The sequence below is a fragment of the Noviherbaspirillum aridicola genome (assembly GCF_019656455.1).
Taxonomy (GTDB): domain Bacteria; phylum Pseudomonadota; class Gammaproteobacteria; order Burkholderiales; family Burkholderiaceae_D; genus Noviherbaspirillum; species Noviherbaspirillum aridicola.
The window spans coordinates 131,606-158,491 of record NZ_BPMK01000010.1; the positions used below are offsets into that span (position 1 = coordinate 131,606).

The window sequence follows — 26,886 nt, forward strand, 5'->3', positions numbered from 1 at the left end:
GTCATGCACGGACTGGCCCACATGCGAGCCGGGTATCCCCTCATGCCTTCTCTTGCGAGTCCGCATGTTCCACTAGGCAGGGGCAGAGATATTTCCCGGCGCACAGGCAGAATCATGCACGACTCGTTCGGTGCGCCTGCAGTATCTAGTCGCACCGATGCAACAGATTTGCTGTCGTAGCGTCGGGCCGGCCGTGTACACTGGGCTGCGGCCAGCTCATCCATGAATATGACGCCCGAAGCATCTTTTCCGGGGTTTGCAAACGAGCGTTTTTGGGCGAGCAGAGCTCACCCGACAAATGTTGCAAGCGGCGGGCGGTGACCCCGATGCCGCTGAGAAGGTGAGTGCGTTTCGTCGCCAGGCGCTGGCAGCCTCGATTCGCCATCACACAAATCCACACTTGATGCTTCGGGGCGACTGGCCCAGGCACGCGAGCAGATCGTGGACGTCGATCAGTGTACGGCTCGCATACAGCGTACGCCCGACGGCCTCACGCAACGCGCGACGTACCAGGCGCGGAGGATGTTCGGCAAGGGCATTGAGAGCGTCGTCCACCAGACTGATCCCCCGCGTCGCCATCGGCATCTCTGCGCACAGGTCTTCCCACAGGCGGCGTGCGATCGCGATGGACTGTTCTGACGTCGGCGCTGGGATGTCGATCTGCCGCAGCCGACTGCGGATCGGCGCCGGCAGCGTAGCGGCATCATTGCTCGTAGCTATGAAGACCAGGCGCGAGGCGTCAATTGTTAGCCAATCCTGGCAAGCATCATGAAACCGTGACGCGGAGTCGCGCTCGAGCAGAGTGAGCATCGGCCCCAATGGGTCGTAGCGGTCCGTACTCACCTTATCGATCTCGTCGAGGATGATTATCGGGTCGGCGTGCGGGCCATACACGAGTGCATTGAACACGGCGCCGGGTCGCGCGTTGGACCAGAACGCACTGCTGCCGCCGAGGGCTGAGTTGTCCTGCGCAGACGCGATGTGCACGGTGTGGCAACCGGTGCCGAGCAGCTGGGCTACGCGCGTGGCCAGGAGACTCTTGCCTACGCCCGGCGGGCCGTTAAGCAAGACCGGTTCGAGGCGCAATGGACTTCCTTCGCGTTCGGCGAGCACAAATGCCGTGCGCAGGTAATCGATGTAGTCGACGCAGTTCGGAAACTGCTGCTGGAGGCCATCGAGTTCCTGTCGCCAGCTCGGGCGAATCATATGCAGCGACCGGTACACGCCGGAGCGGCGCAGGTGCCCGATGACCTGGCTTACCTGGCCGCGCTCTTCCTGGTCCTTCAGGCGTCGGCTGTATACGGCCTCATACGCATCGATCTGTTGCGCATCAAAGACGGCGATCAGCGGCCCCGCCGACGCCGAGGCAGGCCAGGCGGGTGGCGCCGGTGGACCAAGGGCCGCGCGCGACCGCGTGCTGTCACGCTGCGTGTCGGAAGCCTCGTTCAGATCATCGGAGGCATCGCACGGCCGCTTGAGCGCCCCGTTCCGATCGTCGTCAAACAGGTCGTGCTCGTGCATGTCTGCTCCTTTTCTCTCAATGACGAGCTGCTGAGTGCACCAGCAGTACAGCATGCCCGCGCAGTGGCGCCGCATTGGATGGGATGACCGATCGAGAGCGCGTGCGAGCGACAGCGCCGCATACAGGTCCGAAGGTTTGAGGGATTCCATGAGGCGGACGAATCGGAGCGGCCGCCGCGCGTACTTCGCGAGTTCGACGATCGTCAATGAGTTCGGATGCCTGAACGCACCTGTCGCATCGGCCTCAGCGTAATCGATCGCAGTCTGGTACGGGAGGCTGTTTCTCCCCGCTCGGCTTATCCCTGCGCACCAGCAGTTGTCGTGTCCGTTACAGGGACCGACCTGCATCCGCCAAGACCGGCATTCCATGAGCACCTCCTCCGCAAGATTCCACACCCGCGACGCGATGAGACCCCGGCTCGCACAGCGATTGTTTTATCCAATCCCGCCAAAGATTCAAGGCAAATAGCAGGTAGATGGCAAGAAGAGGGCAACGGCTTCGCCAATTGCGTTTGCCGAAGTAGAACCTACACCGCATTCTTGGCCGTCTTGACGCGGCCCGCTACCATAAAAAGGCCATTTGGGGGACATGCTTACCCTGCAAAGCACCGGTCCATTTAGGCACCAGTGCGCCGGCACTGACGCCACTCGTGCTCGTTCCACCTGCCGTTATGATGTTTAGCGAAATGTCTCGGTGAGGATGGAACGAAGGGGGAGTGTATGCATGACCAAGAGAGGTTACGTGCCGCGGGCGATGACGATCGCGAACAATGTAGCCCTGGCAGGCGCGCGCAGTTTGGTCGCCGTCGAGCAATACATCGCTTTCATCGACGGCGCGGCTGCAAGCGCCGCTGCACGCGAGAGGCGGCCCGGGGGACGCCTGATTCGCGGGCCTCGCGCCAGGACATGCGCGACAAGCGCGCGCGGTGGCTTCGCGTGTCGTCGCTGTTCGCCGCTGCCCGCTGCCTCGAGCCTACGCGGTCCCCCGATCCCGAGCCGGTGTTCGCTAGGTCGGGTAATTCTGACTCGGAGGGGCGTGGCAGCGTAAAGCAGACGAGTGCTGCCACCCGGGTGGAGCGGCTCCCCCTTGCCGCCATCGATAGGGGCCGGTTGCGGCTTCGCAGCGGTTACAACGAGCAGGAACACGCCGAACTCGTCTCAAGCATCGCCGCCATCGGCGTCCGGAATCCCATCCATGTGCGGCCAACGGGGAACGGGCGCTTTCAAGTCATCGATGGCGGGCGGCGGGTGCGGGCGCTGCAGGATTTGCAACAGGCCGAGGTCCCGGCATTGGTGATCGAGCGCGAGGATCACGCTGCTTTGCTTGATGCGATCCTGCTGAACTCTGCACGGGCAGAACTCTCGGACTACGAGCGTGCAAAGGCGTATCGGCAGCTCCTCGATCAGGGCATCGTGCGGTCCCAGCAAGAGCTGGCGAAGTTGTTCGGCTGTTCTCAGCCGACGGTGTCGAATCTCCTGTCGATGCTGGACTTGCCGGCTTCCGCGCGCCAGTTTTTGGAAAGACACCCGCGTGCGATTTCGTCGAAGTGCGCGCGGCATGTCGGCACGCTTTACCGGGAGTTCCCGGAGCACGAGGCCACCCTTCTTGAAGGATTGGACCAGCTTCGGCAGGGGATGAAACCGCAGGGGCTCAAAGCATGGATGGCGAAGCGAATTCAAGAGACCCAAATGGCAGCACCGGCAGCGCCGACGGCGACGGCTCGTACGACTGGGCTGAAGCGCGTCGTCATCAGGAATGGCGCTAACGGCGATCCCGCATTCGTGGTCGAGACAAGTGTTGAACAGCGTGTGATTCGAGTGCAGGTGGAGGATTCCGGTTTCAGCATGACGATGGCAGCGAAGGCGATCCTGCAGGCGCTGCGGTCTGCCGCGCTGGAAGGGGCGGCGGATGGTCCGCCGACAGGCGATGCCGAGGAACCGATTCAGGACCCAGTCAACGAAGGCCGCTGGTAATCAGCTGATCGCAGGATTATTAACCGGTAATAATCCTGCAAGCGTGGCTAAAGGATCGGGGCGAGTCGTACTCGCACAACCTGACGCTAACTAGTCTACGGGGGCGCCGTCATCACCACCATCGTCGTCATCTGGCGGAGACTGGCGCGGGGTAGCGCTGCCGAGGCCAGGCGTATGCAGCGTAAGGATTTGCCAAAGGGCCAAACCCGCCAGCGTGCGAAACAGAGTACGTGCGCCGTCAAGCGACGGCAACTTATACGGGGCTGGTACGGTGCGCCTGCCCACGTTGCGGATAAGTTGTCGACAGCCCTCGAACAGGCGACCGAACTGGTCCTTCGTACCATACTTCCGCACGCGAGTCAGGTGGCGGTCCACAAGCGCGAGCTGTGCTGGCGTGAGATCATGCAAGACCACCAGATTGGTGCCGGATGGGTTCGCGCTGTCGCACGTCCCCGTCGAGGCCAGTACGAGGGCCGGGATACCCGCGATATCGACCCGTCGCGCTCCCCGCCAGGCGCGCGGCCGCAGTCCCGTAAAAACGCCGGCCAGGAAGAACTCCGCGGCAGCAGTTGCCCACTTGCTCCTCGCCTCGACCAATGCTCTGAGTAATTTTGCGAGATGCAAAGTCGGGCACGTCTCGCCTCTCGCGTCATCCGTATCGCCGTAGGGGCGAGGCGGCTTTGCATGAGCGGCCTTCAGAACGAGGTGTAAGGTTGGGTCGTGCGGCCTCAAACCGCTAAGGATCTCGAGTGCCTGAACCGCATGCGCGGTGCCTCTGGCGAGAAAGTAGCGCGAGAGCGCGTTGCGGTACACCCTGCAGGACGCCGCTGACAGCTTCTCTTTCTCGACGCGGTAGATATGCACCATGTGGATTTCAAGTGGCACGTCTTTGCTCACCAGCCCGTCCACCCTGTCCTGGTGCAAGCGGCGGTGGTATTTGCGGACTACCTGGTCGTACTTGTCGTCCGGGTCGACCGGCCCATGTGCAGCCTTGCCCTGCGGATTATCCTGCATAGCGTCCTCCTGGATGGTTGTCGAGATCAAGTCTTATTCCTGGGGCGGGGATTCCTTTCATTCTGGCTGAACGACACTACCAAAGAATCTTCTGAGGGCCCTCAGGAGCCAGGCGCCTCCGTAAAGACGCTTGGAAGATTAAAAACGCCACGTTCTCCTCGTTACGTGGGCGTCGCGACGAACCGGCATTCGTCGACATGCTTTCCCTGTCCGTCACGGGACCAAGGTATTTTTGCTGGGGGCGGCATGAAGAACGTATGAGGAAATCGTAGCTGGCACACCGCCTCTGGATCAAAGTGCTGAGAAGGTGCCGGACTGGGTGGTGCGCATCATCGGACACGGAAGAGGCATTCAAGGATCCCATCCCGCGCAAGCTTCGCTTCGCGAGAAGACACGGTACCGTCTCGGCCCAGCCCTCTTCCCAGAAAGTGGCGGTCAGCTGACGCCAGCTGGATCGAGTTCGACGCCAAGCGGCGTGCAGCGCGCTTGCCTCGTCCTTTTGCACGGCTGCTCACCGCCTTGTCTCGTTCAAGAGTTTTTGGCGAGTGCGGATGGCCCGCCGCTGGTACGCTATTTCAATGGGGCAAATCCGGAGCGACGGCAGGCACGACAGATATGTAAACGGCCCGGCGGGCCATTTACATATCGCGTCCCAAAGGGCAGGCCCTTTGAATCCCAACCCCATCCGTGCTGACGCACGGGCGCGGCGCGATCGCGGTGCAGGAGGCGTCCATGGACACCAAACACGATGCAGGCAGCAAGCGCAAGCTGGAGGCGACAGTGGCTTGCCGACTCACCCAAGGCGAATACGACGCGCTGCTGCAAAAATGCCAGACGGCGAACCTCCGCCTGTCCGAGTATCTGCGCAGAACGATCATCGGCAACGAGACGGTCATCCGGGCCGCGCCCCGTCTCAACTACGCCGATCGGCGATTGCTCAGTCTTTATAGCGCGCTCGGGAACAATATGAATCAAATCTCGAAGCGCTTGCATTTCGATCATTTGAACGGACTCGTCACGAACGACACGTATCAGGCCGTGCTTGAGCAGCTGCATCTGATTAACCGAATACTTTGTTCGAGGTTGCCACCATGATCGCGCGCCAGCGCGGCGGAAAGGCCGGGGTGGTCCAGTATCTGCGCGACGGGAAAAAGCGTGGGCGACCGTACGCGCGGGACCAGTTGGACGAGCGCGTAGTGTTGCACGGCGATCTGGACGCGACCGATAAAGTCATTCAGACCATGGAAACGGCGGGCGAACGGTACCTTCATATCAGCTTGGGTTTTGCCGAGCATGACGACCTGCCGAATGATCGTCTCGCCGCCATTACCGAGCGCTACATGGAATTACTGCTGGCAGCCTACGAGCCGGAGGAGGTCATCTGGTACGCAGAGGCACATCGCCCGCGCATCAAGCGCTACATGAACGCCACGACGGGCGCCACAGTGGACCGCCTCCTGCATGCGCATGTTGTGGTGCCTAAAGTGAATTTACTGACCGGCGGGCGGCTAGACCCGATGGGGATGGCACTGCGCAGTGCTCCCTGGCTCGACGCGATCCAGGAGCAGGTTAATTTTGAATTCGGCCTGGTGTCGCCCAAGGACCGCCCGCGCGCAGCACCCGTCAGCTGGGCCGACATCATCGGCCGCAACCGCCCTACGCAGTTCAAGAAGGGCCGGATCGGGGATTTCAAGGCACGCGTCGCCAATGAGATGGTTACGCGCGACATCCGAACGAAAGTGGGGTTGGATGAACTGTTGCGAGAATACGGCGAGGTGAAGCTGCGTAACGCCGGCAGATCGAATGAGTATTTTGCGGTGAAGCCTTCGGGACACACGGCGTTCATCAACCTGCGCGAAGAAATCTTCGCTGACTGCACTCGCCCGCCCGCGCCGGCGATCTACCGGGACTGGCACGACATCGTGGAAAGGGCGGACGCCGACGCCGCGCTTGAGCCAGTGGGCCCCGTCGTCGGTGTCGGTAAAAAGGACCCGGAAGACATAGCGGTCCTCGTGGAGGACTGGGTGAGCCGGCGCTCGATGGAAATCAAGTACCTCAATTCCGGCAATCGCAGGAAATATCAGGCTTACCGCGCGCTCGATACAGAGGCACAGAAATTGATCCTGAATGACCTCGCCGATGACTTTTACATACGTCACAACCACAGGAGGCAGCATGGAGAAGAACAACACCGAACCCGCAGTCCCGCACCCGGCTGGTCCAGCGAGGCAGCCGTCCATGCCACTTGGCAGCAGAACGCTCGCCGCGCTGCCAGCGGAGCGCCAGCCACAGGAATTTTCGATCTGCCAAACCTGCATTCACGCGACCTGGATAGCAACGTCCACCGAGCTACGGTGCTTCTGCAAAAGCCTGTTTCAGATCGTCTGGGACGATCGGGAGCCAGTAGCGACGACCCATTGCGACGCGCACGAGATTCCAGCGGAGGAGCTCGGGAGCGGGACTGGGCCGCATTCCGCGCCATAAACCCGGCAACCGGCAGGGAAGCCGATACTGTCTTTTCCCAGCTGCTCCGTGACCAGCGTGAGGCCCGAGCTATTCAGGAGACCGGTCAGCGCGCTGACATAAGAGAGATTTGCGCCGATATCGATCCTCATGTTTTGCTGGCCGACTTGGCGAGCAGTCATGGTATCTGTCCGGACAATTACACGGTCACGCAGGGGAGGGATAGTGTGCCGCGCATTCGGTTCAAGAAGAGCACGGACGACCTGAGCCTGATCGATCTTCTTAGCTCCCATATGCATCTCGCAGACGCAGTAGGCTATCTGCGCGCCGGTTACAGCCGGCAGTTATCCAGTGAGCAGAGACAGGCTCCCACGCCACCGCCTCAGGCGGAATACTGGCAGATGTATCAGGCATGGTGGTGGCAGGAGCGTGCCAAGCGACGCGAGAAGGAGCTGACGATAATCGAGCAGTGCAGGCAACACCAAAGAGCGCTGCGAGAGTCGTACCGCGGCGACCTAACGCGCCTGTCACAGTGCGGATTACCTTATTCGGTGTTCCGGGTTCAGCGCAAGCTGCTCAAGCTGGCGCTGGCGAAGTCTGAGCAAGACCTTCAGAAAGACTTGCAGACCGCCAGTTTGCGCTTGGCCAAGCTTGATCGTCCGGATCCACGGCGCCTCAGGTATCGGAGGTGGCTGGTCGAGCGGGCCGAAGCAGGGGATTGGGATGCTATTGCCGAGTTGCGGCGTCAGCGGTTCGAGACAGAGAAAGCCGTGGAGGCAGGAGGCCGCGCAATAGTACTGTTGTGGGGGCGAATAGCCGTGCAGGCCGTCCAGCCACTGGATGACCTCAGCTATAGAGTGCATAGAAACGGTGACTTATCGGTGTACTGGGCGGACGGCGCAGAGCTGCTCCGCGATACCGGCAGTGCCGTGTATGTCATACAGGATGACGATGATGCGATCGAACTCTGCCTGCGCATGTGCCAGAAGAATTGGGGGAACGGGAATTTCTCTTTGTTCGGAGATAGGGCCTTCATTGAGCGTGCTCTCCGGGTTGCCGCCAAACGCCGCCTCAGTATCACGTTTAGCGATGAAGACCAGAATATCCGCTTGCGGCGTGTCGAGGCGAGCCTTGTCCTTTGATAACCACTACTGGCGGGGTTATCACACCACTTGGCGTGAATCTAGTGGCAACCGGAGTGGTAGCCAAGCTTAAGAGGGAGCGACCACCGTAGCGCGGGCGAAGTCGGACCTAGATTAGGGATGCAGTGCGCTGAGACCGATGAGAACACCGGACCGGCGCAGAGTTCATGATCGTTCCCAGGTTTAGCCTTCGGCGTCAGGCCGTCTGATCTTGTCATTGTGCCGGCCGCGTAACGTCGGAGCTACGATGGGCGACGATAGGGGCGGTCGCTCGTTGTTATTAAACTGCCGCCACTTCTGAATCACGATTTTCCGTACCCCCCAAGGCGAACCCGGTTGTTCGCGGCTCACGCCACCCGTCATACCACGTGTCGTTGACGCGCTCGATCCGCCGATCGCGCTGGCCTTGGTCCTCCAAGCCGGTCGCCACCGTCATCGTCTTCCAGTAAGCGTAGCAGGCTGCGCTTACGGTGAGCACTATGGACGCGTTAGCGAACTGCGGAAGCGCCGCCTGGTAGCTTTGAATCGCGCGACGGACCGGCGAGGATGGCGCCGGCCGAGACCACGTATTGAGTTGACGAAGCGACACACGAAATGCGGTTGCGGGCGCCCACCAGCTCCGACTCGTCGATCCAGCCGCAATAGCCAAAGTCCTCCTCGCCAGCTGTTGGACGAACCTCTTGCTTCGCCTTTAACCATCGACTTGTAGCGAGGCAGTGAATGCGTCGCACGCAAGTGCTGGCGCAAACAAGAAGCCCTGCATCAGGGAACACCCGGCCGCCTCCAGGTAAGCGGCCTGCTCGGTGGTCTCCACGCCCTCGGCAATCACCTTTAGAGACATGGCGTTGGCAATCGAGATTACCGCGAGGACCATCGGATAATGCCCACCCGGATCGACGATGTCGCGCACGAACGAGCGGTCGATCTTGAGCGTATGGACGGGAAACCGCTGCAGATACGCAAGCGAAGAATAGCCCGTCCCGAAATCATCGACCGCGATGGAGACCCCGATATCAGCCAGGGCGCTCAACTGCATCACCGCATTCTGCGGATTGGAGATGAACACATTCTCTGTAATCTCGACCTCCAACTGGGAGGAGGGGATGCCATGCGCACGCAGCGCGTGGGCGATCCGCGTACCGATATCGCCCCTATCAAAACATTGCGGCGAGAGGTTGATCGATATGCGCTCGATGCTGTGATTGGAATTGTTCCACTTCTGGAGGTCCCGGCAAACGTTGTCGATGAGCCATGCGGTCATAAGGCGCATCAACCCGTTTTCTTCCACAAACGGAAGAAACTCGCCGGCCGCGAGAATGCCGCGCTCGGGATGGTTCCAGCGCAACAGGGCCTCTGCCCCCACAATGCGGCGCGTGCCGACAGCGATTTGGGGCTGATAGTAGACCTCCAGCTGGTTGAGTTCGATGGCACGATGCAGCGCGTGAACTACCGAGACCTTTTCATTGGCCGCGGCCTCCATCTGTGCATCGTAAAATTGATGGCCGTTCTTGCCGGCGACCTTGACCTGATACATTGCGATGTCGGCGTGGCGCAACAGATCCTCCATCGTTGTGCCGTCTTCGGGGAAGAGTGCAATACCAATGCTGGCGGAGAGGTGCACCACCTGACCGCCCAGTTCGAACGGCTGCTCCAACGACCAGAGGAATTTTTGAGCAATGGTGGCAGCATCGTCGCGCCGCTTGACCTCGGGCAGCAGTAACGCGAACTCATCGCCACCCACCCGCGCCAGCGTATCGCCTTTGCGCAAGTTACTGCGCATACGTTGTGCGACTTGCTGAAGCAGTTGGTCTCCCATGTGATGTCCGAGCGTGTCGTTGACCAGCTTAAATCCATCCAGGTCGACGAACATGACGGCAATGCCCGTGTTGTTACGCGATGCGTGGATGGTCGCCAGGTCCAGACGATCCTTGAACAGCGCGCGATTCGGAAGGTCCGTCAGCACGTCGTGGTATGCCTGGTACAGGATGCGGCGTTCCGCGCGCTTGAGGTCGGTAATGTCACGTGCGACGCCGAACGTCCCGAACAGCTGCGGTTCTTTGTCAGTGGCAGCCTTTGTGTACAGCGCGGTCGAGTTGAACGAAATCGTCAGCAACGTGTTGTCGAAGACCATTTGTTCGCCCATTGCGTTGCATGACTTCATACGTAGCTCGACGTTGCGAGAGGCCCGGTCGCCCACCCGACGCTCCTGGAAGACGTAGCGCGCCCTGTCCAGATCCTCTTCGTGGACGATCGAAGAGTAATGCTCGCCGATTAGCTGGTCACGCGTGTAGCCCAGCAGGTGCTGGGCCCGATCATTGACATAGGTGAAGTGGCCGTCGGGGTCCAGCGTGTAGATGATGTCGGGCAGGCTGTCGACGAGATAGCGGTACATGCGCTCCGAGCATTCGAGACGATGGCGCATTTCCTCCTGCTCGATCTGCAGTTGGCGCTTCTGCAGCGCTTGGCCGACCGCGTTGATCAGTTCTTCCGATCGGAAAGGCTTGCGCAGGTAGTTGATGGCGCCGCGCTTGAGCGCGCCAACGGCTGCATCGATATCCTTCTCGCCGCTGACAACGATCACCGGCACCTCGATCCCGCTGTGTGCGAGCAGATCCATCGTCTGGTGCCCGTCGATACCTGGCATACGCAGATCCAGTAGCATCAGATCATAGGAGTTGTCCGATAGCCGCCCGACCGCCTCCAATGCAGAATTGGAGACCTCGACATCGTAGTCAAATGTCGTCAGCAGCGCTCGAATGCTTGATGCAACCCGTGCATCGTCATCGGTGATCATGATGCGCGGCCGCCCATTCCGGGCCTTCTGCACAATGGGCAGGCCGAGTGCGCTTGCCAGCGCGCCGGAGTATGGTGCACTGGTCAAAGGGATCGTTGTCATGAAGCGCCCTGTGTAAGCGCGGTGGCGGGCCGCCCTGAGAGGGGCGACAGTGGCAACAACAACTCAAAGGACGTTCCTTCTCTACTGCTTTGGCAATAGATCTGTCCGCCGATTTTTCTGATCAGGCCGTGGACAATGCTCAGGCCGAGACCTCTGTGTTCGCTGCCCTTGGTCGTTTCCACGGGCTGAAAAAGCCGTTCCAACACTTGCGGCGGAATTCCCGTTCCGTCATCCCTTACCGTGATCGACAGGTAGAGTATATTTTCCCTGCTGGTGAAACCATCGTTGCATACCTGCACTGTTCCCTCTTCGCCGATTGCCTCGACAGCATTCCGAAGCAGATTCAGGAAGATCTGCTTGAGCATGCCCCTGTCGCACGCCACCTGGAGTGCTGGATCAATCGTGTCGGCCAGCAGCCGCACTCCGGACGGTACCATTTCCGACTCGCGCAGCATTGTAACGACATCGTGAACGATGGCGGCCGGATGCGCACCGGCTTGCTTTGCCGCCGGCTCCACGTTGGACAGTCCCCCGACCAGATCGCTGACACGATCGATTTCCTCCTGCAGGATTGCGATCTCCTGGCTCACTGACTGTTTTTTCTCGATCTTGCGTTCTAGAACGGACAAGTAGTTGCGGATGATCGACAGCGGATTGTTCACCTCGTGCGCAATCTCGCGGGCGGCCTGTCGAAACCCTCTTACTATCTCGCGGTCTTCGAGAGTGTTTGGCACAGGTGCGGAGACTGTCTCTCGCGTTCTCTCTCGGAGCATCGCTCCGGCATGTTCGCCGAACAGGCGCAGCAGCTCGACACGGTGGGTGAGTGAAAGCGCGAGCGCCGCGTCGGCGGCGCCGACCAGAATGCCGTAATAACCTTCACCGTCGACGATGGGCAGTGTCACCAAATGGGTGCAGTCCAACACGCGCACAAGCTGGTCCTCGAATATGCTGAGGCTGCCCTCGGCCGCCGCCAAGTAGGTTACTTCCCGGCGTAGCAGGGTTTCGTTCAGGCGCGTCGTGGCAGACAACGGCATCGTAAACTCGGCCAGGCGTTGGTCAGCCTCCGTCGCACTTACACAACGCAACACGCGATCCGCCTTGTCCATTTGCAGGATTGCGGCGCGAGTGAAACCGAACAATACCGTGGCTGCACGCGTGACCGCTCTCGGTGCATCCGCTGAGTCTTCAGCGTGGCCCAGACACCGGCTCAGCTCTTGCGACAGCGCCATGTCGCGCATCTGATTCTGGATTATCGTGACGGCCGGGTCGGGCGCCGTGAAAACCGGCGGAAGGCGTGGGGAGGCGTCGGCAAGTGCCGCAGGATCGATCCCCACGTGCCGCGCGAGCTGATCGACGTGTATGCGGGTCTGCTGTTCAATCTGCTCGATCGGGCCTGCCTTCAGACCCAACAGAGCAGCCGCTGCCAGGACACGGGTCTCGCCACGGTTTTTCCGTGGCATATGGTGAGCAAGGGCGACAATCCGTAGCAGCGGATGGGTGGAAACCAGCCGGGTTTCATGCTCATGGTGATAGCGGATAGCGTCGGCGACAAATGACTCCAGCCGCCACTGTTCTGCCAACCAGGCGCCTGCTTCAGCATGTGTGAGCCCGAGGCTGTCCGTCTCGTCTCGTATCAGGGACTCGTCATCCGGAAGATGGAAGTGGTCGCTGTACTGTTCTGGCGCAGCCGCCAGTAGCGCGAGACGGCCGACATCGTGCAGCAGCCCTGCCAGGTACGCCTCGTCGACGCGCTGATAGCCGATGGCCATCGCAATTTCGCGCGCTGCCACCGCGGCGTGTAACGAATGCGCCCAAAAATGACGCAGGTCGATTGCGCTGTTACGTCCGAGCGGCCCAAACGCCTGGAACACGGCCTCGCTGATCACGATCGTCTTGACCATGTTGGTGCCAATCGCCATCAGTGACTGCTTAAGATTCATTGCAGTCTCCCTCCGTCGGAACATGGCGCTGGAGGCGACCTCCAGGATACGGACGGTCAGGCCCGGATCCTGCCGGATCAGCGTTGCAAGTTCTGGCAGCCCCATGTTCTCTTGTCGACACAGTTCCAGCAGCTTCGCAAGCACTTGCGGCACCGCAGGCAGTCGTATCCTTCGGAGACGGTCAACGATGTCGGAATCGGCAAGCGCTTTCATGGTCAGCGGTGGATGAAAGAGGAGGTGTTCTCATATATTAACATCAGTGTTTCTGACAGGCATTCACGCTGTTCTACTTTTTGTATCTATTCCCCGCTGCTAGCTAGAAGCATCGCATTAAGAGTTGGCCTATTCTTTCGCTGTTGGAACAGGAATCATGAAGCTTAGTCGTTCGACTAATGCGTGAATATCCCGTGTTTATGGGATGCGGCGTTGCGGGATTTGATGTGGCGTTTCGTGTCCTATGCGCCGTCCGACAGCCTCATCTTGTCCCTATACTTTTAGGTAGGCTGCCTAGGATGCAGCAGCAATTCGATGTGGCAGAGCTCAATTGCGTACGGGTTACCCATATCACGCCCATCCGTACCCATGATCATTGGCTTTTCTTGGCTACGGTCATCGATTTATTCTCACGAGGAGTAGTAGGTTGGTCAATACAAGCCAGGATGGACCGGGAGCTGGCATTGAACGCATACTGATGCGATATGGCGTCGTCAGCTAATGCAGTCCGTGACGGTACATTTCGACTAGGACAGCCAGTTCAGCAGTTATGACTGGTAGGACTTCATGAAGGCTCACAACCTGCAGGCAGCATGAGCGTGGGAATTGCCAATTTAGTGGCAGAGAGTTTTTTCCAGCTGCGGAAACGGGGAGCGGATAAGACGCGGTATCTGCAGCACGGGGGAAGAAGCACGTCAGGACGAGGAACGCTTGGCTATTGAGGTGGGAGAGTCGCTCCGTAACCAGGACGCGATTCTGACGCTATCACGGTCGATGCGCTTTTATGGCAAGCCTGCCTTTCGGGTTGGTCGCCCGGCCGGCGAATCGCAGGGAGCGCGGCAGACCGTGAAGCCCTCGACGCTCAAGAATAGGGCGTGCGCGGGAAAGAGAGAAGCGGCTTGTTCCGGGGAGCGGTGCACACCGTGGCGCTTTGATCGAGGGCGGCGGTCAGGCGCGCAAAGATGGGCCAGTCCACAACCCCTTAAACCCCTGCCTGACGATGCCGTGATTGTTCGTCTGCCCAAAGTGCCCCGCGACTGCTGACTGTTTGGCAAAATTCCTACAGTCAAGTACACTTCCATACCGTTTGTATGTTGCGTGTGGACGCACGGCGTCCGCGCTGGTCCCGCCCTAGCGGCGCGGTGAGCCGGGTTCGCTCGATACCGCTACAGACGTACGCCTGGTTATTGGTAGATGGTACGGCTGGATAGGTAGCTATGAAGTTTAATCAACATGCATTGGAGACAACGCGCCCATTACCGGGGTTGCTGCGCTCTCCATACACGAGCACGCGACGACTGCCTTCGGATTGCCGGCGGGGCCAATGGCAGAAACTGGATTTGAGCATTGAGGTGCCGCAGGCGGTTGGGGCATGATGAACGCTCGTCAGTTTGAAGGACTCGACTGGCTGAGGTTTGGACTGGCCTGTTATCTCATCCTGTTCCATACCGCGCGCAGTTATGTGGAAGGACCCTCGGGCCTCTTTGGGCTCCTCTCGCTGGGGAACTTTGCGACCTCCTGTTTTTTTGTGCTCTCGGGTTTTCTGCTGACGTGGGTGTACGTGGCGGTGCGTTCGTCTGCGCCGATCGGGCGCCGCGCATTCCTGATCAACCGGCTGTCGGCGCTGTACCCGCTGCATCTGCTGACGTTTGCGCTGGCCTTTCTGATCGCATTCGTCAACAAGGCAGGCGTGGGCGCGGTCGTTGCGCGTGTCTCGCCTTTCTCGGATGAGTACCGCACGCTGGGTGGGCTGGAGACGACGTTCAACGTGGTCAACCACCTGACCCTCACCCATGCCTGGAACCCGGCTTACCTAATTTTCAACGTGCCATCGTGGTCGATCTCGGCATTGCTGTTCTTTTACCTGCTGTTCCCATTCATCGCGGTCCGGTTGTTTCGGGTACAGCAGCATGTCGCCGTCCTGCTGGCCCTGGGGATCCTGTTTGCAATCCCCGGGGTGGTGGTAACCCTCTTCGCATGGTATGACCCGATCATCTTTGGTGTACTCCACCGCAATCCCTTGCTGCGTCTGCCATTGTTTCTCGCGGGGATCATCCTTTGCTCCATGTATGTGGCTCGTGTCCGGTCGGGGCAGGACGCACTCGACTGGCGCGCGACGGCTGGTCTGTCCATCCTTCTCGTGGTGTCGTTGACAGCGGCTGGCGTGCTTTTGGCAGGCAAACCGGTGGTGCCGCCGGCATTCATCAATACCGGCCTTTACTACCTGCCGGCGCTCGCCACAGTCTGGATGGCCGCGCACTGGGCCGGAAGCGGCCATCCGCGGTCGGCGTATTGGGCGTCGCGCCTAGGAAAGGCTTCCCTTTCCATGTTTGCGCTGCATCTACCGCTGTTTCGCGTCCTGCTGCGCATCGAATTCCTTGCGGTGGACTATCTACCCAGACTCATCACCGGTAAGGGTTTGGCGCACATCGTTCCGCAGACGGATTACACGCCGGTCCCGTTGCTGTATCCGCTCTACTTCCTGATTATCGTTGCGGCGTCTGTCGCGTTACAGGAACGTGTGGTGGATCCGGTCCAAGCGTACGTCAAGCGCCGCTTCGTGCGCCCGGGTACGGCCGGCCCGGCTGTTCGCGAAAAGAGCCCGGGTTCAATCAGCACCGCATGAGGCAACGAGCAACGACTTAGGGAGGGGCGGGAACTATCACGCGCGGTGTTACGAACGTCAGGTGGAGACCCTGTCTGCGATACTGAAGGCTACATCAGCACTGACTGCAACGGGTGAAACATGGCACAGCAACAGGTCGATGATCTCTCCATTCGGATAGTCCCGTTCGCGCCGCGATCGTCCGGCGCTCCGTATTCAGCAGTTCCGCGAGGCGGCTCAGGCCTATGCTGCTCGCTGGGCACGGGCAGATAATCACATTGACGGAGGAAGGGGGAAGTTTGCCGCGGCCTATATAGAAGAATTAACGCATGGGATGTACCCAGCATGGTTAAATTCCGTTGGAATAACGTTAAGTCATTAGATTTTTCGGCCAGTGGTCATAACGTGGCGATCGAAAACATGATGTATCGCCAGTCCCTGATCTACTGATGGCTAATTCATATCCGGAAGTCGAACTTGCGCTGGGCATCGGTCGGCTTTGAGAGTTGTCCGCGTGACGTTTGTGATCGAGACCCGTGACCGAACCCACCGGGCCGCAGCCCTTGGCAGAACGGATTTGTCGAGAGCTTCAACGGAAAACTACGCGACGAGTGCCTGAACCGCCAGTGGTTCGTCAACCGCCGCCATGCGAAGTCCGTGATCGAGAAATGGCGACAGTTTTATAACAACGAGCGACGGCATTCTGCGCTCGACAATCGCACCCCGGCCGCAGTCCGCCAGATGCGACGGAAAAATCAGACTGCTTGAACCCGAAGACTAACCTTGGACTGGCTACAAATTCCTCTATCAGTGCAACAGAAGTAGTTGGCAGCTTGGCAGTCACGCGCACTGCACCTGTTACCCGGGCGAGGTAAATGGCAGATGCAAGCTATGGGTTAGACTAACCGCCTAATTCATCCTCCACAAAGCTTTGGCTGATTTTCGTCCCTTTGCTGCTACGCGCCCCTGCTACGGCTTCATGGGAAGTCAAAAATCGCCCGGCAAGCCGGGCGATGCGCGTGTCGTTAAACAGGGTGGCGGGAGGCACCACCGCGGCGGGACGCAAAGGCGAGCACACCCAAGCCTAGCAACAGCATGGCGTAGGTCGAGGGTTCCGGAACCGGGCTCGACACCGGCGGCAGCGCCGTCAGGTTCAGGTTGTACGAACCCGAGAACCCTTGTGTGCCGGTGCCGGAGACGACGAACCGGTAGCTGCCGGACGACAGTGCGGTACTGGCCAGAGACCAGGAATCCTTTGTGTCGGAGAACGTGTTGCGGCCCGCGGTGCGGGTGGTGGTGATTGGGTAGCCTGCAGTCGGGGCTCCCAGCACGACTTCCGCATTGGTCAGCGCGTTGATCAGCTTAAAGCCGGTCAAGTCGAAGCCGCTGCGCTCGATGTTGTTCTTCACCGAATAGGTCGAGGTCACGATAGCGTCGATGGTGGCGCTGAAACCCTGGTCAACCGAGAAATTCAGGTTGCTCTGGTCGAACGTGGTCACGGCGCCAGCCGTGGACGCAGTCATGGCGATGGACGTGGCGAGTACCGCCCTCGCGAAGTTATGGAGGATGTGCATAATTTCCTTTCTTAAAAGATGTCAGAACGGAAGTTCCGACAGTTAAGGGTAGCGGCGAAGAAAGGAAGTGACAATCAATTTCGGCAAAAAAATCACAAAGTTGATGATTCTCTCAAAGCTGAGAATGGGGAACCGCTACGGAAATGTGAGATTTGTTAATCCGCCGCAAAGCGCGAGTTGAAGTAAGAGTTTCTCGCGGACGGTGTGTGTACCGGCAAGCGGCGACGCCGCCGGTGAATCAGAGCCGAGTCTGCCTGGACCGGGAAGCTCCGGCCAGTGTGATCACGCCCAAGCCGGCCAGTAGCATCGCCCAGATACCGGGTTCGGGCACAGGTGTAACGTTGAGCGGGGGCGTCAGGTCTACCGGCGGTGTGGTGACTCGGGCGGGCACGGGCGCACGCGAAGCGCCGCCGACGACTTCCGAGAATGCGCCACCGCTGCTGCCACTGCCGAGCAGCGCCAAGGTATTAATCCCCCTATCGGTAGGGCCAGCGCGCATCGGGAACGGTGCGGTGCCTGCCTCGACGCCGCGCACGACGTCGTTGAAGCTTGGTGTGTCGTAGGTCGGATAGTTGACCGAGTCGGTGCCGGTTGGGATTGGCGCATACCCGAGCGGGCGCAGGTCCAGCGACGGTGGCTCGGCGACGTCACGGCGCCCTGGCGGCGTGAAGAAGTAGGTTAGCCCGTTGTCGGTACTGGCAAAGGCCTTGCGCGAAGCGCCTCCTGAACCTGCCGAGCGCAGGGCGTTCGTGCCAGAGGACGCCTCGGCACCGATCTCGCGGTTAAAAATCGCCCCATTGGTAACGGCGGCGTGAGCGACAGCGGTTACGACGCCAATACCGATGGCAGCGCTGATATAGACCTTGGGCGGAATCGACAGGCGCATGGCGCAAAGTTTTTTCTGAAGACAACCAATAGTAACACTTACTTTCCCAAAAAAAACGCAATTTTTCGGTGCCGCCGAAGTCGCTTGCCCAAACTACGGGAGAATCGCCGGAACTCTTGCTCACCAGCAATATCCTCAATCGTTCCGGAATCCATTGCGGCGCCGAACGAAATGGTTGAGAATACGCAACCGTTACCTCTAGTCACTTCCAATGTTGATAGCGGAAGTGGTCTCCGTTGCGAGATTTTCATGGCTTTTACTCGTCCGCCGTTTCGCCCGATGCCAGCCCTGCGCACTGCAGTGCTTGCGGCTGCCGCCGTGGCGGGCGTTGCTTCGGCCAACGACAACGTTCGTCCATTCGTCGGCGCATCGGTTCTCTATAACAGCAACGTGCTCGGTCTGCGCGACCGGGACGCGGCGCTGGCGCTGACCGGGGAGGATGACCTGGGTGACACTTCCCGCACGTTCTCCGGCGGCATTGATCTGGACTGGAAGCTGAGTCGCCAGACATTGAGCGCGCGAATCGCGGCCAGCACGACGAAGTACTCGCGCTTGTCCGCGCTGGATCATGACGGCAAGGACCTGCTGGCGAAGTGGGGCTGGGAATTCGGCGATTACGTATCGGGTAATCTGGGGGCGAGCTATGTCGAGTCGCTGTCGACGTTTACCGATTTCCATCAGTACGCCCGCAGCCTACGTACGCAGCGCCGCGACTTCTTTGACGCGGCGTGGCGATTGCACCCGAGCTGGCGCGTCACCGGCCAGGTCGCTCGTCGCGACCTCGACTACCGGCTCGAGAGCCAGTCAGGCGCGGATCGGATTGAAACGCAATACCAAGCGGGCATCGACTACGTGTCCCGCGCCGGTAATTCGGTCGGCGTATTGTGGCGCCGCGGCAAAAACGAGTACCAGACGGTCCGCGCTGGCTCGCCGCTTCGCGACTTTCGCCAGCAGGACATGCTACTGCGCGCAGAATGGCGTGCGGCGGGAAAGACGCATCTGACGGTGTCGGCCGGGCGCAGCCAGCGCCAGTACGACTCCCTGTCGAACAAGAATTACAGCGGCGCCAGCGCGCGCGTCGAAGCCGACTGGGCGGTCAGCGGCAAGTTGTTGCTGAACGCGGCGATCTGGCGGGAGATCGGCTCTGTCGAGGATTTGCTGGTCAATCACTCGGTCAACCGCGGCATGTCGTTCTCCCCGCAATGGCTGGTTTCCGAGAAGGTCACGCTGCGCGGCGAGGTCAGGTACGAGCGACGCCGCTTCCTGACCGTGATAGGAGGCTCGGATGATTTCGGTGACCGCGTCCGAAATGCGTCGGTGTCGGTGGTGTATCAGCCATACCGGGCGCTATCGCTCGAGACCACGGCGTTTTACGGCAGCAAGGACGCCGATTCGGCGTTGACAACGTCCTATCGGCGTCAAGGCATTGCGTTCAACGTGCGCCACACCTTCTAACGGAGGCCCTGACAGGGAACAGACAATGCGGTGGTGCCAGATTTGCGACCAAAAATTTAACACACAACCAAGAGTGTTCCGACACTAAAACCCGTTTATTCACATCAACATGTGTTCCACGTGGCCTGATCAATGCGTGATGTCAAGCCGTGGGCGCGTAAACAGGAAAGAGTAGTCATGAGAAGTAGAGGATGGGCCGGGCGCGGTGCGCTTGCGCTGATGTGTGTCGCGGTGCTGACTGCATGCGGCGGTGCCAGCGAAAAGAAGGCGGGGCAGGCTCTTGCACGGGTCGACGACGCCGAGATCACCGCATTGCAGCTCAATGCCGAGCTGCAGGGGCTTGCCGTGCCGCCGACGGCGGATGCGGAGAAGGTGCGGCAGCAGGCGCTGGAATCGCTGATCGACAGGCAGGTGCTGGTCAATGGCGCGCTGCGTGAAAAACTCGATCGCGATCCCCAGGTGCTGCAGGCGATCGAGCGTGCGCGCAGCCAGGCGCTTGCCGAAGCGTACCTGCGCAAGCGCATGGCGTCGGTGCAGGAGCCGACCGAGCAGGACATCCTCGCCTACTACCAGGATCATCCCGAACTGTTCTCCAAGCGTCGACTGTACGACATGCGCCAGGTGCTCCTGTCGGCCGCCGACTTCAACGATGAAGTCAAGAAGATGGTCGACGGCGCCGGGTCGGTGGAGGAGGTCGCGGCATGGCTCAAGAACAAGGGGGTAGCCCAGGTCAAGTCCCAGGACGCGCGGACTACCGCGGACCTGCCGCCGCAGCTCGTGGCCAACCTTGACACCATCGGCAATGGCAAGCCGTTCGTGATGCGCGACGCGGCCCAGGTGATCGTGGCCTCGCTGACCTTCGTGAAGGATGACCCGGTCGGACGCGACGTGGCCATGCAGCAGATTGCCCGTTATCTCGCCAACCGCAAGACACGTGACTCGGTCGCCGATATCGTCGCCCAGTTGCGCCAGTCGTCCAAGATCGACTACCTGCAGGCCGGCGCGCCTGCCGCCGCAGCGCCGGCGGCTGCTGCCGCGCCAGCATCGGCTGCGTTGCCGGCCGCCGCACAGGCTCCCGTCGGGCAGACGGTGCCCGGCGAGAGCGACGCACAGCGCCACGTCGAGCGTGGCGTCGCAGCGCTGAAATAGCCGACGGTTTCCCTTATTGCACAAAGACGGATTGGATAGCGAGATGATGACGGTGATGGTTCGATGGTTGGCGGCGCTGATGCTGGTATTGGCTGGCGCGCCCGCGCTGGCGCAGGACGCAGTGCTGGGGGCGGGCGATGTGATCCGGGTACAGGTGTTCGGGAATCCGGACCTGACGCTGGAGACGCGCGTGAGCGAGGGGGGCAGCATTTCCTACCCGCTGCTGGGCGACGTCAAGGTCGCTGGCATGAACACTGCCACGGCCGAGAAGCGCCTGGCCGGCATGCTCGAGACGGGCGGGTTTGTGCGTAATCCGCAGGTCAACGTGACCGTGGTCCAGCTGCAAAGCCGCCAGGTATCGGTGCTCGGCGCCGTGCACCGTCCCGGCCGCTATCCGCTGGAGTCCAGGCGCACGCTGGTCGATGTGCTGGCGGTGGCCGGTGGCATCAATGCCGAAGGCGGCGATACCGTGCAGGTGCTGCGTACCGAGGGCGGCAAGACCACCAAGACCATGGTGGACCTGCCCAGCATGATGGGCGCGGGCACCCTCGAGGCCAACAGCGAGATCCTGCCCGGCGATGTCGTCTACGTCGAGCGCGCGCGCAAGTTCTACATCTACGGCGAGGTGCAGCGCCCGGGTGTCTATCGCCTCGAGCGCAACATGACCGTGATCCAGGCGCTGACCACGGGCGGCGGCCTCACCCCGCGTGGCACCGAACGCGGCATTCGCATCAAGCGCCGTGCAGAGGATGGCCGCGTGCAGGTCATCAACGCCGCGCACGATGACCTGGTTCAGCCGGACGATGTCGTGCAGGTCAAGGAGTCGCTGTTCTGACTCCGAACGGACCATCGAAAAACGCCAGTCGCAGCCACATCAGTCACGGGAACCTTCCATGAACTTCGAGCAGTTATTCCTCATCGTCAAAGCCAGGATGAAGACCATCGTCATCACCCTGCTGTGCACGGTCATCACCACCATCGTGGTCAGCCTGCTGCTGCCCAAGACCTACACCGCCTCAACGCTGCTTGTGCTTAATCACAAGGGCGTGGATGCCGTGACCGGACAGACGCAACCGTCGTTGCTGATGCCGGGTTATGTCGCCACCCAGGTTGACATCATCAACAGCCTCAACGTCGCGTTGCGGGTAGTCGACCGGCTCAAGCTCACCGAGAGCCCGGCCGTACGGGAAGACTTCATGAAGGACACCGGCGGCGCCGGCGACATCCGCGTATGGCTGGCGGGCCTGCTGCAAAAGCGCCTGGAAGTCGTGCCGTCCCGGGAAAGCACCGTCATCGAGATCACGTTCAAGAACCAGAGCCCGGAATTCGCTGCGCTGGTTGCCAACGCGTTCGCCGCGGAATACCAGCAGACCGCGCTGCAACTGAAGGTAGAGCCGCTGCGCCGGGCATCGACCTTCTTCAACGAGCAGATCAAGACACTGCGCGAAAATCTCGAGGCCGCCCAGGGGAAACTGTCGAAGTACCAGCAGGAGAACGGGCTGGTCAGCGTCGACAACCGCCTCGACGTCGAATCGGCGCGCCTCAACGATCTGTCCACCCAGCTGGTCGTCGTGCAGGGCCAGCTCGCGGAGGCGATGTCGCGCCAGCGCCAGGTCAAGAACGGGCGCGCCGATGAATCGCCGGATGTGGTCGCCAATCCGCTGATCCAGAACCTGAAGGCATCGCTGGCGCAGGCCGAGGCGAAGTTCTCCGAGGTCTCGTCGAAACTGGGCGTCAACCATCCGCAATACCTGGCCGCCAAGGCCGAGCTGGACAAGCTGCGTGGCGAACTGGCCCAGCACATCCGGCTGACCTCCAGCAGCGTCGCCAGCAGCGCCGCCATCCTCCAGCAAAGAGAGGCGGAGGTGCGTGCCAACCTCCAGGCACAGAAGACCCGCGTGCTCGAGCTCAACCGCGCCCGCGATGAACTGAACGTGCTGTCCAAGGAAGTCGAAAGCGCACAGCGTGCCTACGAAACTTCCGTTGCCCGCTTCAACCAGACCAGCATGGAGGGGCAGGCCAACCAGCCGGATGTCGCCGTGCTCACCCCGGCGCTGCCGCCGATGGAGCCGACCAGCCCGAAACTGGTGCTCAACGTCGTGCTGTCGATTTTCTTCGGCACGCTGCTGGGCCTCGGCCTGGGCATGCTCGCCGAGTTCGTCGATCGCCGGGTGCGTTCCGAGAGCGATCTGGTGCAGGCGGCAGGCGCTCCGATGTTCGGCGTCATCGCCGACGCGGCAGCGGTGGCGCCTTCCAGGCGCTGGTTTTTCAAGCGTGGCGGCGCGCCCCGCCTGGCCTGATCATCGATAGGAATACTCATGGACCACGTTATTGAAGAGCGCCCGGCCAGCCGGCAGGCGACCCGCGACACCAGCATCGGGCGTATCCTGCTCGAACAGGGCAAGATCACCCCGGAAGATGCCGAGCGGGTGCTGCGCGCGCAGAAAGAGCTTGGCATGCGTTTCGGGGAGGCGGCCAAGCATCTGGGCCTGGTCACCGAATCCGATATCCAGCAGGTGCTGTCGCAGCAGTTCGCCTACCCGTACCTGCTGCCCGGGCAGGGCGGTTTTTCCAACGAGCTCGTCGCCGCCTACAATCCGTTCAGCCCGCAGGTCGATACCTTTCGCGCGGTACGCAGCCAGCTGATGCTGCGCTGGTTCGGCGCCGGCCGCAAGGCGCTGGCAATTGCGGCCGTCCACCCCGGTGACGGCGCAAGCTATTGCGCCGCCAACCTGGCCGTGGTGTTTTCCCAGCTCGGCGAAAAAACCCTGCTGGTCGACGCCAACCTGCGTGCCGGGCGCCAGCAGGCGCTGTTCAACCTGAACAGCCGTACCGGCCTGTCCGACGTGCTTGGCGATCGTTCCGACCTGGATGCGATCGCCCCGGTCGCCGCGTTTGAGAGCCTGTCGGTGCTGGGTGCCGGCACGCCGCCGCCGAACCCCCACGAACTGATCAGCCGCCCCGCGTTCCCGGCGCTGACAAGGGAAGTCTCGGCCCATTTCGATGTCGTGCTGTTTGATGTGCCGGCGTTCGCGTCCGGCCCTGCGGCGTTGTCGGTGGCCGCTGCCGTCGGCGGCGTCCTGCTGGTGGTGCGCCGCAATCAGACCCGCTGGAGCGAGGTTGCCACGGCCAGCCAGCAGATCCGCTCCGCCGGCGCCGAACTGGTCGGCACCGTCCTGGTGGATCGCTGATCATGGCCGGAACGCTGCAGCCAGTGCCGAGTGCGTCCGGCCGCACGTCGGCCGCGCTCGCGCCTTGGCTGCCGCTGGTGGCCGGAAGTCTCGCGCTGTGGGTGCCCACCTTGTTTGGCCTGTTTGCCGGCGCCTGGAGCACCGAAAGCCAGGCTCACGGGCCGCTGATCCTGGGCGTTTCCGTCTGGCTAATGGCGCGAAACTGGCGCGCGATGATTGGTGCCGCGCGTCCTGCGCAGTCGGATACTGCGGCATGGGTCCTGCTGGGTGCTGCGCTGCTGATGTACGTGCTCGGGCGCTCGCAGGAAATCCTGGTATTCGAAGTCGGATCCCTGGTCCTGGCGCTGGCGGCCACGCTGTGGCTTACGCTAGGCAGCAGGGCGCTGGCCACGCAGTGGTTCCCGCTTTTCTTCATGCTGTTCATGGTGCCGCTGCCGGGCACCGTCGTCGACGCGCTGACCCTGCCGATGAAACTGGCGGTCTCCAACGTCGTCGAGTTCCTGTTGTACTGGGCCGGCTACCCGATTGCCCGCACCGGCGTCATTCTTCAGATCGGCTTCTACCAGTTGCTGGTGGCCGATGCCTGTGCCGGTCTGCAGACGTTGTTCACGCTCGAGTCGATCGGCCTGCTGTACCTCAACCTCGTGCGGCACGCATCGGTCGCCCGCAACATCGCGCTGGCCATCCTGATCGTGCCAATCTCGTTTGCGGCCAACGTGATTCGGGTCATCGTGCTGACCCTGATCACCTTCCATCTCGGCGATGAGGCGGGCCAGGGTTTCCTCCACGGCTTTGCCGGCATGGTGCTCTTCGTAAGCGCCCTGGTCCTCATCATCGCAGCCGACGGCGCGCTGCGCGCGGTGGTGCGACGCGCCACTGCCGGGAGTGCCGCATGAGGGTATCCCTGCTGCGCAATCTCGTCATCATGGCGGTCATGTTCTTCGCGGCAGCCGCGGCCGTCGGTCTCAAGCCGACGCGGCACGTGGCCGATGAGGTCGGCCGGGTGGACTATGAACAGGTCGTGCCCCGCCGATTCGGCTCATGGAGCATGGTCGAGGCCGACGTGATCACGGTGTCCGATCCGGGGCAGCAGGAATTCCTCGACCGGATCTATTCGCAGGTCGTGACTCGCTCCTACCGGGATGCGGTCACCGGTCAGGTCGTCATGCTGGCCATTGCGTATGGCGAGGAGCAAACCAAGCAATCGCAGGTTCACTTGCCGGAGATCTGCTACCCCGCGCAAGGATTCCAGTTACTGCGCCGTGCCAAGGACAATATCGCAAGCGGCGCACAGTCGCTGCCCGTCATGCGCATCCTCACGCAGCGGCAAACACGCCTGGAGCCGGTCACCTATTGGGTGCGCATCGGCGAGCGCGTGGTCCGCGGCGGAATCGAGCAGAAACTGGCAACGGTCACCGATGGCCTGGGCGGGCGCATTTCGGACGGACTGCTGTTCCGGGTGTCGTCGGTCAGTGCCAGCGCGGAAGACGGCTACCGGTTGCAGGACCGTTTCGTGACAGACCTGCTGTCGAGCGTGCCGGCGCGCGAACGCTGGCTGCTGGTCGGCGGCCAGGACGCCGGCGGGACGATGCGGCAATGAAGGCCAGGCATTTCGTTCATACCGCCGTCTCGATCGGCAGCCGCCTGCTGTCGAGCCTGGTGCTGTTCGTGCTGCTGGCACGCCTGCTGGGTCCGACCGATTTCGGTCACTTCACGTTTGCGTTCGGGGTATCGGTACTCGCCGCGCTGATCGTCGACTTCGGTTTTGCCGGTTTCCTGCTGCGGGAGGTCGGCGTGGACGCCTCTCGCGCGGCAGCGCTGGTGCAGACCAGCTTCTGGGCAAAGCTCTGGCTCGCCGCCGTCTACGCGGTGTCGGCGGCCGTCCTGTTGCCGCTGGCCGGTGATGCGATGCCGCTGTCGCTGACGGCGCCGCTTTTCGTGGCCGCGGGCCTGGCTTCGTTTGCCGATTTCTTCATCGCTCCCCTGCGTGGCATGGCGCGGTATGCGCGCGAAGCCGCAATCGTTACCTCCAGCAATGTTATGGCGCTCGCGCTGGGGGCTGGTGCGGCGCTCGCGTACGGCACGCCGCAGGCGGTTGCGTGGGCCTTGCTTGCGGCTCGCGCGGTCTATCTCGTCATCGCCTGGCGCGCGGCAGCGGCGACCGTCGCCGGCTTTACGCTGGCCGTGCCCTCGGGCACATCGGCGTGGCAGACGCTGTCGCGGGTCTGGCCGTACGGCGTCGATGGCATGCTGACGACCGCCTGGAGCCAGCTCGACGTGGTGCTGGTGCGCCTGCTCTTCGGCGCGCAGGCCGTGGGCCTGTACGCGGCAGGACAAAAGATCGTCCAGGGCGCCGCGTCGCTGATTCCAGTCATTGGCAACGTGATGATCCCGAGCCTGTCGCGCATGGTCGGCGGCGGCGCGCCGGGCATGCGTGGCGCCATGTTGCGCACGGTCGCGGCGCTGGCGGCGTGCGGCGTGGTATTCGGTCTGCCGCTTTTGCTCTTTCCGGTCGCGTTGGCGGTCCTGCTGTACGGTGCCGAGTTCGCCGGTGTGGGCCACCTGCTGCCGGTCTTTGGGGCCTTGCTGATCGTGCGCTTTGCCGCGGCGGGCACCGGCATCGTCGCCACCGCGAGCGGCTTCCAGAAGAAACGCGTGGCCGTGCAGATTGGCGGCATGGCCGCCTTCCTGGCGCTTGTCGCGGTCGTGTGGGTCGCCGGGCTCGAGGTGCGTGCGTTCATCGGCGCCTACATCGTCGCCATGGCCGCCATCGGCGCGGCCTACGCGCGTTTATGGTGGAAGCCGCCAAACGAGCGCCGGCCGACCACGGCATGTTGCGCGAATCATTGAAGGAACGAAGGTC

Annotated in this window: 18 protein-coding genes and 1 pseudogene; 13 read left to right on the top strand and 6 right to left on the bottom strand. The window is 61.5% G+C overall.

The window, feature by feature from the left end:
- Nucleotides 1-384 precede the first annotated feature (384 nt).
- Nucleotides 385-1,728 carry an AAA family ATPase gene (locus NCCP691_RS12720; RefSeq protein WP_220808832.1) on the bottom strand — a complete coding sequence of 448 codons (1,344 nt, stop codon included), beginning with the start codon at nt 1,726-1,728 and terminating at the stop codon, nt 385-387.
- Nucleotides 1,729-2,427: 699 nt separating this feature from the next.
- On the opposite strand from NCCP691_RS12720, the gene NCCP691_RS12725 reads away from it, so the two are divergent.
- The gene (locus NCCP691_RS12725) at nt 2,428-3,495 is read left to right on the top strand and encodes a ParB/RepB/Spo0J family partition protein (protein ID WP_220808834.1); all 1,068 of its coding nucleotides are present in this window, start codon (nt 2,428-2,430) and stop codon (nt 3,493-3,495) included.
- 90 nt (nt 3,496-3,585) lie between these two features.
- On the opposite strand, the gene NCCP691_RS12730 is transcribed toward NCCP691_RS12725, so the two are convergent.
- Entirely contained in the window at nt 3,586-4,539 is a 954-nt protein-coding gene (locus NCCP691_RS12730) for a hypothetical protein (RefSeq protein WP_220808836.1), read from the bottom strand.
- Nucleotides 4,540-5,241: 702 nt separating this feature from the next.
- Between NCCP691_RS12730 and NCCP691_RS12735 the strand changes: the two genes are divergently transcribed.
- Both NCCP691_RS12735 and NCCP691_RS12740 read left to right on the top strand, forming a co-directional pair.
- Nucleotides 5,242-5,604: a plasmid mobilization protein gene (locus NCCP691_RS12735; RefSeq protein WP_220808837.1), complete on the top strand. Its 363-nt coding sequence runs from the start codon at nt 5,242-5,244 to the stop codon at nt 5,602-5,604.
- Entirely contained in the window at nt 5,601-8,114 is a 2,514-nt protein-coding gene (locus NCCP691_RS12740) for an LPD7 domain-containing protein (RefSeq protein WP_220808839.1), read from the top strand. Before NCCP691_RS12735 ends, NCCP691_RS12740 begins: the two co-directional genes overlap by 4 nt.
- Nucleotides 8,115-8,805: 691 nt before the next feature.
- Here NCCP691_RS12740 and NCCP691_RS12745 read toward each other — a convergent pair.
- Together NCCP691_RS12745 and NCCP691_RS12750 are read right to left on the bottom strand one after the other, a co-directional pair.
- Entirely contained in the window at nt 8,806-11,010 is a 2,205-nt protein-coding gene (locus tag NCCP691_RS12745) for a putative bifunctional diguanylate cyclase/phosphodiesterase (protein WP_220808840.1), read from the bottom strand.
- Nucleotides 11,007-13,163, bottom strand: a complete 2,157-nt coding sequence (locus tag NCCP691_RS12750; RefSeq protein ID WP_220808843.1) for an HDOD domain-containing protein — start codon at nt 13,161-13,163, stop codon at nt 11,007-11,009. The genes NCCP691_RS12745 and NCCP691_RS12750 overlap by 4 nt, the downstream gene beginning before the upstream one ends.
- Before the next feature lie 1,372 nt (nt 13,164-14,535).
- Between NCCP691_RS12750 and NCCP691_RS12755 the strand changes: the two genes are divergently transcribed.
- On the top strand, nt 14,536-15,789 hold the full coding sequence (locus NCCP691_RS12755) for an acyltransferase family protein (protein ID WP_220808844.1): 1,254 nt from the start codon (nt 14,536-14,538) through the stop codon (nt 15,787-15,789).
- A gap of 528 nt (nt 15,790-16,317) precedes the next feature.
- Nucleotides 16,318-16,536, top strand: a pseudogene (locus tag NCCP691_RS12760) (integrase core domain-containing protein); the annotation flags it as partial.
- A gap of 257 nt (nt 16,537-16,793) precedes the next feature.
- Here NCCP691_RS12760 and NCCP691_RS12765 read toward each other — a convergent pair.
- Complete coding sequence (locus tag NCCP691_RS12765; protein ID WP_220808846.1) at nt 16,794-17,342, bottom strand: FxDxF family PEP-CTERM protein; 549 nt, start codon at nt 17,340-17,342, stop codon at nt 16,794-16,796.
- Between the two features lie 238 nt (nt 17,343-17,580).
- Nucleotides 17,581-18,228 carry a PEP-CTERM sorting domain-containing protein gene (locus NCCP691_RS12770; protein ID WP_220808848.1) on the bottom strand — a complete coding sequence of 216 codons (648 nt, stop codon included), beginning with the start codon at nt 18,226-18,228 and terminating at the stop codon, nt 17,581-17,583.
- A 249-nt stretch (nt 18,229-18,477) separates the two neighbouring features.
- Here NCCP691_RS12770 and epsL point away from each other — a divergent pair, with 249 nt between their 5' ends.
- The 8 genes from epsL to NCCP691_RS12810 all read left to right on the top strand — a co-directional run bounded on the left by epsL (nt 18,478) and on the right by NCCP691_RS12810 (nt 26,873).
- Nucleotides 18,478-19,683, top strand: coding sequence for an XrtB/PEP-CTERM-associated polysaccharide biosynthesis outer membrane protein EpsL (epsL, locus tag NCCP691_RS12775; protein ID WP_220808850.1), 1,206 nt, complete (start codon nt 18,478-18,480; stop codon nt 19,681-19,683).
- Between the two features lie 177 nt (nt 19,684-19,860).
- Nucleotides 19,861-20,832, top strand: a complete 972-nt coding sequence (locus NCCP691_RS12780) for an EpsD family peptidyl-prolyl cis-trans isomerase (RefSeq protein WP_220808852.1) — start codon at nt 19,861-19,863, stop codon at nt 20,830-20,832.
- Nucleotides 20,833-20,887: 55 nt separating this feature from the next.
- Entirely contained in the window at nt 20,888-21,667 is a 780-nt protein-coding gene (epsE, locus tag NCCP691_RS12785) for a polysaccharide export protein EpsE (RefSeq protein WP_238482415.1), read from the top strand.
- A gap of 58 nt (nt 21,668-21,725) precedes the next feature.
- Nucleotides 21,726-23,132, top strand: a complete 1,407-nt coding sequence (epsF, locus tag NCCP691_RS12790) for a chain length determinant protein EpsF (protein ID WP_220808854.1) — start codon at nt 21,726-21,728, stop codon at nt 23,130-23,132.
- An 18-nt stretch (nt 23,133-23,150) separates the two neighbouring features.
- A complete protein-coding gene (gene epsG, locus NCCP691_RS12795) occupies nt 23,151-24,023 on the top strand; it encodes a chain length determinant protein tyrosine kinase EpsG (RefSeq protein WP_220808856.1) in 873 nt (290 codons plus the stop codon).
- 2 nt (nt 24,024-24,025) lie between these two features.
- Nucleotides 24,026-24,919: an exosortase B gene (gene xrtB / locus NCCP691_RS12800; RefSeq protein ID WP_220808858.1), complete on the top strand. Its 894-nt coding sequence runs from the start codon at nt 24,026-24,028 to the stop codon at nt 24,917-24,919.
- Nucleotides 24,916-25,623, top strand: coding sequence for an exosortase-associated protein EpsI, B-type (gene epsI, locus NCCP691_RS12805; RefSeq protein ID WP_220808860.1), 708 nt, complete (start codon nt 24,916-24,918; stop codon nt 25,621-25,623). Before xrtB ends, epsI begins: the two co-directional genes overlap by 4 nt.
- On the top strand, nt 25,620-26,873 hold the full coding sequence (locus NCCP691_RS12810) for a lipopolysaccharide biosynthesis protein (RefSeq protein WP_220808862.1): 1,254 nt from the start codon (nt 25,620-25,622) through the stop codon (nt 26,871-26,873). Before epsI ends, NCCP691_RS12810 begins: the two co-directional genes overlap by 4 nt.
- The last annotated feature ends 13 nt before the right edge of the window (nt 26,874-26,886 follow it).